This window comes from Natronomonas sp. CBA1123, from assembly GCF_009741925.1.
Classification (GTDB): Archaea; Halobacteriota; Halobacteria; order Halobacteriales; family Haloarculaceae; genus Natronomonas.
On record NZ_WPCC01000026.1, the window covers coordinates 39,615 to 46,856 of the forward strand.

The following is a 7,242-nucleotide window of genomic DNA, read 5'->3' on the forward strand; positions in this document are numbered from 1 at the left end:
ATTAGTGGTCTGCTATCGAGAGTATTCAATCTATTTTCGTTTCTTTTCTGAAATGAATCGTCGCAAGGCATATATCCGTGGTAGCATTGAACACACTCGATGAATGTAGGGGCGTTCGTCTGCGGCTGTGGTGGAACGTGTGGTGTCGACCTCGAGGAGGTCCGCGAGGGCGTCCGCGACGTCGATGTCGTCGCCTCCTCGGAGTTGCTCTGTGAGGGTGGCCTCGACGGCGTCGAGCACGTCATCGACGAGTACGACCTCGACCAACTCATCGTGACGGCCCCCGACGACCGCTGTCGAAAGACGTTCCGTGAGGTACTCGACCGGAAGGGGCTACACCCGGAGGCCGCGGCGTTCGTCGACCACAGGGAACGCAACGCGTGGGTCCACGACGATTCGGCCGCTACCGACAAGACCGCACGCCTGCTCAACGCGACCCACGCCGGTCTACAGGAAGAGGCCGTCTCGCGGACGGTCTCCCGAGAGGCCGGCGACGAGGTCGCCGTCATCGGCGACGTCGAGGCAGCGGCGGCCCTCGCCGACTCCGCCGACGTAACCCTCGTCGCCGACGGTAAGGAGTTCGCGAACGTCGATGTCGACCTCGAAGCCGTCGATATCGCTCGCGGGGAGGTCGTCGGCGTCGATGGGTCGTTCGGCGAGTTCGAACTCACGCTCGGGTCGCGAGTCACCGACGCCTGCATCGACTGCATGGAGTGTGTTCGGGAGGGACCCGACAGCGTCACGGCCAGACCCGTACAGATTCCCGCCGACGCCCCAGACGGCGAGTGGACCGACGTGTGTCCCACCGACGCCATCGAGATGGAGGGAACGACCCGTCGAATCGTCGTCGACCAGGTTGTCTACCCGGACGCCGACCCCGACACCCGCGGCGGCCGCGTCGGCTACTACACCGGCCCCGTCGACGCCGCCACGATAGCGGCCGTCGAAACCCATCTCGGCGGCATCGAGAAGCCAGCCTTCCTCGACCTCGAGATGGACGTGTGTGCCGCGGGGGAGTCCTCCCAACAGGGCTGTACCGCCTGTACCGACGCCTGTCCGCACGACGCGGTCCAGCGACCGACCATCGACTCCGTGGAGTTCGACGAGGTGGCCTGTCAGAACTGTGGCGCCTGCACGTCGGCGTGTCCCACGGGTGCGACGAAGCTTCGTGAACCCTCCAACCGACGCATCGCCCGCGAAGTCGAGGCACTTCTCACCGCCGAGAACGACGACGGTGGCTGGCTGTTTGCCCGCGGGACCGGCGGCATCGAGCGACCCGTCGTCGCTTTCGTCTGCTCGGAGCGGGCCGCCGACCGCCTGCGGGAGTACGGCCGCCGGGCCGCACTCGATGAAGACGTTTCCTACCCGCCGGTGTTGCCCGTGGAGGTCAACTGCACCGACACGGTCGGCGAGGCCCACGCCCTTCACGCGCTGGCCGCCGGCGCCGACGGCGTCGCGGTCGTCGGCTGTGGAGAGGCCTGTCTCCACTCCGGCCCCGACCCGAAGGCCGAACTCGTCGAGCGACTGAACCGCGCCAGTTCGGACCTCGGATTGGGCGAGCGCGTGACGTTTCTCGCACCGGGAGCCGACCATGAGACGTTCTGTGCGGAGTTGGAGTCGTTCGTCGACGGCCTCGACGAGTCGCCGGTTCCCACCGGCGAACACGAGGCGACGGGCACTATCGACGGCGACATCGACCGTCCGGCCTTCGCCTCCCACGCGTGGACGCTCGAATCCGTTCGCGTGCTCCTCGAACACGTCGAGCCCGAGCGCGAAATCGTTCGTGGGCTGAAGGACTTCGGACGGATGGAGGTGTCGGATGCTTGCAACCTGACGCCGACGTGTACGAACCTCTGTCCAACCGACGCCATTCAGCGAACCAACGACGGCGACCTACTGTTCAACCACGAGCGCTGTGTCAACTGTGGCCTCTGTGAGGAGGGCTGTCCGGAGACGGCGATTACGATGCAGGACGGGTTGGAGCTGTCGCTGTTGCCGGAACACCGCGAGGAACCCCCCGACGGCGTCCCGGAGGAACTCGGGACCGCGTGGACCCGCGTCTACGACGGCGAGATGCAGGAGTGTGTCCGCTGTGGCAAACCCTTTGCCTCCGCCGGGACCATCGAGACGGTTCGCGGGGAAGTCGGCGACGCCGTCGAAGGTATCGCTCCCGACTCCCCGCATTCGGTGTTCGAGTACTGCGGGGACTGCCGGACGCACCTGCTGTTCGAACGAGGTGAGAACTGATGGACGATAACAGAATCTACGAGGCCCGACTGGAAGTGATAGATTTCCTCGTCGAGGTGTTCTACGACGCCCCGAGCGAGGAGTTCCTCGGACGGCTGTTCTCCGGCGACGTGGCCGTCCCCGACGACGAAATCAACGAGCGGATGGACCGCGGCTTCGAGCGCCTCGAGGCGTTCATCGAGGCCAACCGGTCCCGTCCGGTCGAGGAAGTCGCCGACGAACTCCGGACGGAGTACACCCGGCTGTTCGTGGGGCCGCGACCGCCGGCGTTGCCCCACGAGACGTACTTCCGTGAGGACACCGAACTCATCGGCGAGGGACTGACGGCGCTCGAAGCCGCCTACTCCGCGGCCGAGTGGGCTCCGCCGGATGATTACCCCGAGGAAAACGACCACGTCGCCATCGAACTCGCGTTCCTTCGAAACCTCGTCGACCGCCAGCGCCGCGGCGAGAAGGCCGCCTTCAACTACGAACGCGTGTTCATCGACGAGCATCTCCGGACGTGGGACGAGCAGTTCCTCGAAACGATAGCGTCCGAACTCGACGAAGGCGACGCCGAGACCGACCTCTTTCTCGCCGGCGCGGAAGTGCTCGTCGGGTTCGTCGACTTCGAGGACGAACTCGTCGCCCAGCAGGTGCCTACCTAGCGCCGTAGACGACGACGAATCCCGACAGCAGAGCCAGCACCGCAAGGACCGCAGCGAGGGGCGCACCGGCCGCAATCGTCCGTTCCATCAGGAAGTAACTGCTCCAGACGCCCCGCCACTCGGCGAACAGCGAGACGACGCCGACGCCGGCGACCACCGCGAAGAGGGCACCGACCGCGGCCGTCAGCGCTGCGGTACTCATCTCACCCATCGTACCACCGTCCGACGACGAGGACGCCGAACAACGGAACCAGCGCCGCGAGCAGATAGCTCACGAACGTCGACATGTATCTGATGGTCGATTCGAGGTGGATAGACCAGTGCCACGTTCCCTTCAGCCCGGCGATGATGGCGACGGTACCGACGACCAGAAGCGACAGTCCGATGAGCACCGCGACTACGTAGACGGTCGCACGAACGTAGCTCAAAACCCGTTCGACACCGAACTCGGCCGTCGCGTCGGAATCCGTTTCGACGGCCATCTTCAACACCAGTGTTCTCTGTAGGCGTCGTAGGCGACGACGGCGACGGCGACGAACCCGAGACCGAGAACGACGAACGAGGTCAACGACGCCTGAGGAGTCGTTCCGAGGTGTGCGATACCATTGACCATGGGCATAGTTGTGAATCACCAGTCTAAACCCTTGTGGAACCCCAATCGTTTCTGTCACGAAGTGGGTCGAACAGGTCATCGAGCCGCGAAAAACGCTTTTGACTGTCCAGACGTACTCCAGCGCATGCCCTCGCGACGCGGCCTCCTCGGACGGCTGGTGGCGCTCGGCGCCGCGACGATTCCGGGGTGTTCGGCGGTGCTGTCGCGGCGCCGTAACTCGCCGGTGTCGCTCCCGCCGAACCCTCACGAGGTGCCCGACCGCCAGCACGCGTGGGACGCCGTGTTGCACACCGACGAACACGGCAACCGCCACCCGCCGCGTCATCACCGCGTGCTCCTCTTGGAGTTGGATGTCGAGCCCTCGGTCGAGGCCGCCGACACCGTCGAGACGGCGATGCGCGAGGTGGAGGCCACCTACGAATGGTCGCCGGAGGGACTCCTCCACGCGCTGGCGTGGGGGACCGACTACTTCGAGCGAATCGACGAGTTGGACACCTCGCCGATTCGCAAGCCGGAGGTGCTGTCGCGGACGGACGACCCCGACCTCCTCTCCTATGACGCCGCCCTCGTCCTCGCCACCGACGTGCCCTCACATCTGGTCCGCACGGAGACGGCGCTGTTCTCGGAGTCCGACCCACTCGAAGGCCGGGACCTCGACGCCCGATTCGGCGAGGTGTTCTCGATTGCCGCCCGTCGAACCGGGTTCCACGGGGCAGGGCTTCCAGCCGAACACACCGACGCCGAGGGCGTTCCGAACGATATTCCCCAGGACGCACCCATGTTCACCGGGTTCATGTCGATGCGCCGAGGCACACAACCGAGCGAGGACCGCATCACCATCGACGGCGGGGCCCTCGACGACAGCCGCTTCGACGGTGGCACGACGATGCATCTCTCACATCTCTCGGAGTCACTCGACGACTGGTGGGCGATGGCCGACGAAGAGCGCGTCGCTCGGATGTTCTCACCCGACTTCTCCCCCTCGGACGTGGACTCACTGACCGACACCGTGCCGTTTGCCGACAGCGCCTTCGACCACGCCGCGGAGTTCGGCGTCGTCGGCCACCACGAGAAGGTTGCTCGGACGCGTGAGGACGGCCAGCCGGTCATCCTGCGCCGGGACTTCAACACGACGGACGGCGGCCGGGCTGGCGTCCACTTCCTGTCGTTTCAGGCGTCGCTCGACGACTTCGTCGCCACGCGGAAGGCGATGAACGGGTGGTTCCTGCGGAACGAACACGAGCAAGTGACCGACAGGAAAAACAACGGCCTGCTGAACTTCATCGAGGTGGAGTCGCGGGCGAACTTCTACGTGCCGCCGCGTTCCGACCGGGCGTTTCCGGCGTTCTCGCCGTAGCCATTACTCCTCGAGGGAAACGTCGCCGTCGACTTCGCCGGTGGGGAGTTCGTTCGGCCAGACCCCGTGGTCCCACACCTCGAAGCCGTTGAACGTCTCGGTTGCGCCTTTGGGACGCCATTCGCCGTCCTTGTGTGCCATATCGTGACATACTCCTGAGACGGTATTAAGTTTTGTGCGGTGTCCTCTCGAGGGCTACCCGGTCGGCGGTGCGTTGGACGGTCGGTCGGCCTCGTCGAGGAACACCCGCGCGAACAGGTCGACGTACATCGCGAGTACGTCCGACGCCTCGATGTCGGCCGAGGCGGCCTGCGTTTCGAGGAACGCCGCCAATTCGTCGGTCGGTTCGTGGTGGACGGTTCTGCCCTCGAGTTCGAACGTCACCTCGTGGGCCCCCGAGACGAGGTGTTCGACCTCCAGCAGCGCCTGTTCGACCTTGGTCTCGAGGGCGTCGTCGATATCCTCCAGACGTGCCTCACCCCACTGTTCGGCGGCGTCGTACAGCCGGTCGCTGACCTCGAAGGATATCAAAACGACGCTCCCTCCTCGGCCTCGAAGGCGGTCGTCCAGACGGTCTCCTCCTCACACACCGGACACTGCTGGCGGAGTTCCGACCGCTCCATCCGGGCGAAGTTGCCCATCTGCCCGCAGTCGGTACACTCGAAGTACGTCATTCGGGTGGCCAACTCTCCGGCGACGGCTCTTCTTCGCCCAGTTCGCCGAACAGGGCGACGAGCAACGCGAGGAAGGCCGCGAGGACGACCAACCCGACGACCCCACTGGGGGCGGACCGGCCGATGTAGTCCATCGACGCCCACTGTATCGACCCGAACACCTCGAACCAGACGACGACCGACCAAATCGCGACTGCGAGCGCCGCGAACGTTATCCACCGCGTCCGTTGAAGCGCAGTTCTGAGACCCATGGTAACTCACCACACGACTGTTGTGGGGCCGAGGATGAAAAGGTTACTCCACCTGCCACTCTGCTTTCTCCGCGGCGTCCTCCAGCGGGAGGAACTCCCAGCCATCCGGTGCCCACCCCGCCTCCTCGGGGACGCCGACGAGGACGAATCGCTCGGCGTAGAACATCGAGTGGCGGTCTATCTCCGCGAGACGTTCGGTGGGTCCGGTCCCGCTTCCGCTGAAGAAATCCACGTCTATGGTGTGCTCTCGCTGGAATCGGTTGATGACGTGAGCCGGTACCTCGCCGACCAGACCGAGCCAGTCGGCCCACTCCGCCGCGTCCGCGAAGACGTAGGCGGGGTTCGCCAGCCGTTTCGCGGCTTCGTAGGTGAGCGCGAGCGTCATGTCGTCGGCGTCGCCGCCGTGTGGACCGGACGCCTGCTGGCCGTCGGCCTCCGACGCCTCCGGTTGCGCGGACTCGGAGTCCGCACTCCGGCCGGCACCGCCCCCCGGAACCGCCGCCTTCGACGGGAATGCCCGCCGGCCTGTCTTTATTCTCGTGAGGGACGTGTGGGACCGCCCCGGAACCACCGTCAGCGACGTTTCCGTCCTCCGGGTCCGCGCTCCGAGCGGCCCCGGTATCGGCTTCCGCGGAGTCTTGCTCCGGCGGGGACTGGTCGGTATCGTCACGCCAGAGCCAGTCACCGTCGTTTCCGGGCTCCGATTCGGATTCGGTCTCGATGTCGTCGAGGTCGATTTCGTCAGTCATCGTCGAGAGTCAGTGGTGTCGACGCCACGGGCGTCTCCTCGTCGACCGCTTCGAGCAGGTCCAGCCGGTCGAGCGTCTCTCGGGCCGGGATGCCGGCTTCGCTCCAGCCACGGGCCGCATAGTAGCGGTCGAGCGTCGCCTCGAACTCGACCGACAACTCCTCGGAATCGACGACCTCGGGAAGCGCGTCGTCGGTGCGGTCGAACCCCTCTCGGACGTTGAACAGCCGAACGAGGTTCCAGATGCGTTCGCCCGTTCGGTCGAGGTCGTCGTACGGGGCGCCGACCGAGTCGAGCCACTCGGCGCCGTCGTCGGCCAGCACCTCGCCGACGAAGTCGTCGGCGACGAGCGACCACCGCACCGAGCGGGTGTCCTGTGCTGCGGCGACCGACCGAACGACACGGTCGGGACTCCACGGGCCGTCGAAGGCTTCCTCCTCTACGGGGCGGGCTCGGCGGTGACACCCGCCGCGGTCGCTCGTCGCGTAGGCCAGCGCCATGCTCGCCGCGCCGCGGGGGTCGTAGGCCGGAAGCTCCATGTCCTTGACCGTCGGCACCAACTCGTCGCCGCCGTACTCGCGGGCCGCGGCGTCGACACCATCTGCCAGGGCGTCACCGAGTGGCGTCGAACGGGTCGCCACGGCTTCCAGTAGCTCTCGGGCACCTGCCGCGTCGCCGAAACGCACGTCGGCGTCCACCAACCCC

12 protein-coding genes are annotated in these 7,242 nt (G+C 66.0%); 3 read left to right on the forward strand and 9 right to left on the reverse strand.

Features of this window, described 5'->3' with window-relative positions; translation table 11 throughout:
- Nucleotides 1-99: 99 nt before the first annotated feature.
- Nucleotides 100-2,247: a 4Fe-4S dicluster domain-containing protein gene (locus tag GJ631_RS12155; protein WP_156709417.1), complete on the forward strand. Its 2,148-nt coding sequence runs from the start codon at nucleotides 100-102 to the stop codon at nucleotides 2,245-2,247.
- The gene (locus tag GJ631_RS12160; protein WP_156709418.1) at nucleotides 2,247-2,894 is read left to right on the forward strand and encodes a molecular chaperone; all 648 of its coding nucleotides are present in this window, start codon (nucleotides 2,247-2,249) and stop codon (nucleotides 2,892-2,894) included. The genes GJ631_RS12155 and GJ631_RS12160 overlap by 1 nt, the downstream gene beginning before the upstream one ends.
- Here GJ631_RS12160 and GJ631_RS12165 read toward each other — a convergent pair.
- Genes GJ631_RS12165 through GJ631_RS19265 form a run of 3 tightly spaced genes read right to left on the reverse strand, consistent with a single transcriptional unit; the run spans nucleotide 2,887 to nucleotide 3,507 of the window.
- The gene (locus GJ631_RS12165) at nucleotides 2,887-3,096 is read right to left on the reverse strand and encodes a hypothetical protein (protein WP_156709419.1); all 210 of its coding nucleotides are present in this window, start codon (nucleotides 3,094-3,096) and stop codon (nucleotides 2,887-2,889) included. The genes GJ631_RS12160 and GJ631_RS12165 overlap by 8 nt on opposite strands.
- Nucleotide 3,097: 1 nt before the next feature.
- The gene (locus tag GJ631_RS12170) at nucleotides 3,098-3,376 is read right to left on the reverse strand and encodes a hypothetical protein (protein WP_156709420.1); all 279 of its coding nucleotides are present in this window, start codon (nucleotides 3,374-3,376) and stop codon (nucleotides 3,098-3,100) included.
- A 2-nt stretch (nucleotides 3,377-3,378) separates the two neighbouring features.
- Nucleotides 3,379-3,507 carry a hypothetical protein gene (locus GJ631_RS19265; protein WP_255453948.1) on the reverse strand — a complete coding sequence of 43 codons (129 nt, stop codon included), beginning with the start codon at nucleotides 3,505-3,507 and terminating at the stop codon, nucleotides 3,379-3,381.
- Nucleotides 3,508-3,631: 124 nt separating this feature from the next.
- On the opposite strand from GJ631_RS19265, the gene GJ631_RS12175 reads away from it, so the two are divergent.
- A complete protein-coding gene (locus tag GJ631_RS12175; RefSeq protein WP_156709421.1) occupies nucleotides 3,632-4,864 on the forward strand; it encodes a hypothetical protein in 1,233 nt (410 codons plus the stop codon).
- Nucleotides 4,865-4,867: 3 nt separating this feature from the next.
- On the opposite strand, the gene GJ631_RS18630 is transcribed toward GJ631_RS12175, so the two are convergent.
- From GJ631_RS18630 to GJ631_RS12195, 6 genes are all read right to left on the reverse strand, one after another.
- A complete protein-coding gene (locus GJ631_RS18630; protein WP_197425023.1) occupies nucleotides 4,868-5,005 on the reverse strand; it encodes a hypothetical protein in 138 nt (45 codons plus the stop codon).
- 54 nt (nucleotides 5,006-5,059) lie between these two features.
- Nucleotides 5,060-5,395 (reverse strand): hypothetical protein, encoded by a 336-nt coding sequence (locus tag GJ631_RS12180; RefSeq protein WP_156709422.1) that lies wholly within the window; start codon nucleotides 5,393-5,395, stop codon nucleotides 5,060-5,062.
- A complete protein-coding gene (locus GJ631_RS18635) occupies nucleotides 5,392-5,538 on the reverse strand; it encodes a hypothetical protein (RefSeq protein WP_178916949.1) in 147 nt (48 codons plus the stop codon). The genes GJ631_RS12180 and GJ631_RS18635 overlap by 4 nt, the downstream gene beginning before the upstream one ends.
- On the reverse strand, nucleotides 5,535-5,789 hold the full coding sequence (locus GJ631_RS12185) for a hypothetical protein (protein WP_156709423.1): 255 nt from the start codon (nucleotides 5,787-5,789) through the stop codon (nucleotides 5,535-5,537). The genes GJ631_RS18635 and GJ631_RS12185 overlap by 4 nt, the downstream gene beginning before the upstream one ends.
- A gap of 43 nt (nucleotides 5,790-5,832) precedes the next feature.
- Nucleotides 5,833-6,474: a hypothetical protein gene (locus GJ631_RS12190; RefSeq protein ID WP_231753975.1), complete on the reverse strand. Its 642-nt coding sequence runs from the start codon at nucleotides 6,472-6,474 to the stop codon at nucleotides 5,833-5,835.
- Between the two features lie 56 nt (nucleotides 6,475-6,530).
- The coding region (locus GJ631_RS12195) for an aldehyde ferredoxin oxidoreductase C-terminal domain-containing protein (protein ID WP_197425024.1) at nucleotides 6,531-7,242 on the reverse strand (712 nt) is incomplete at its 5' end.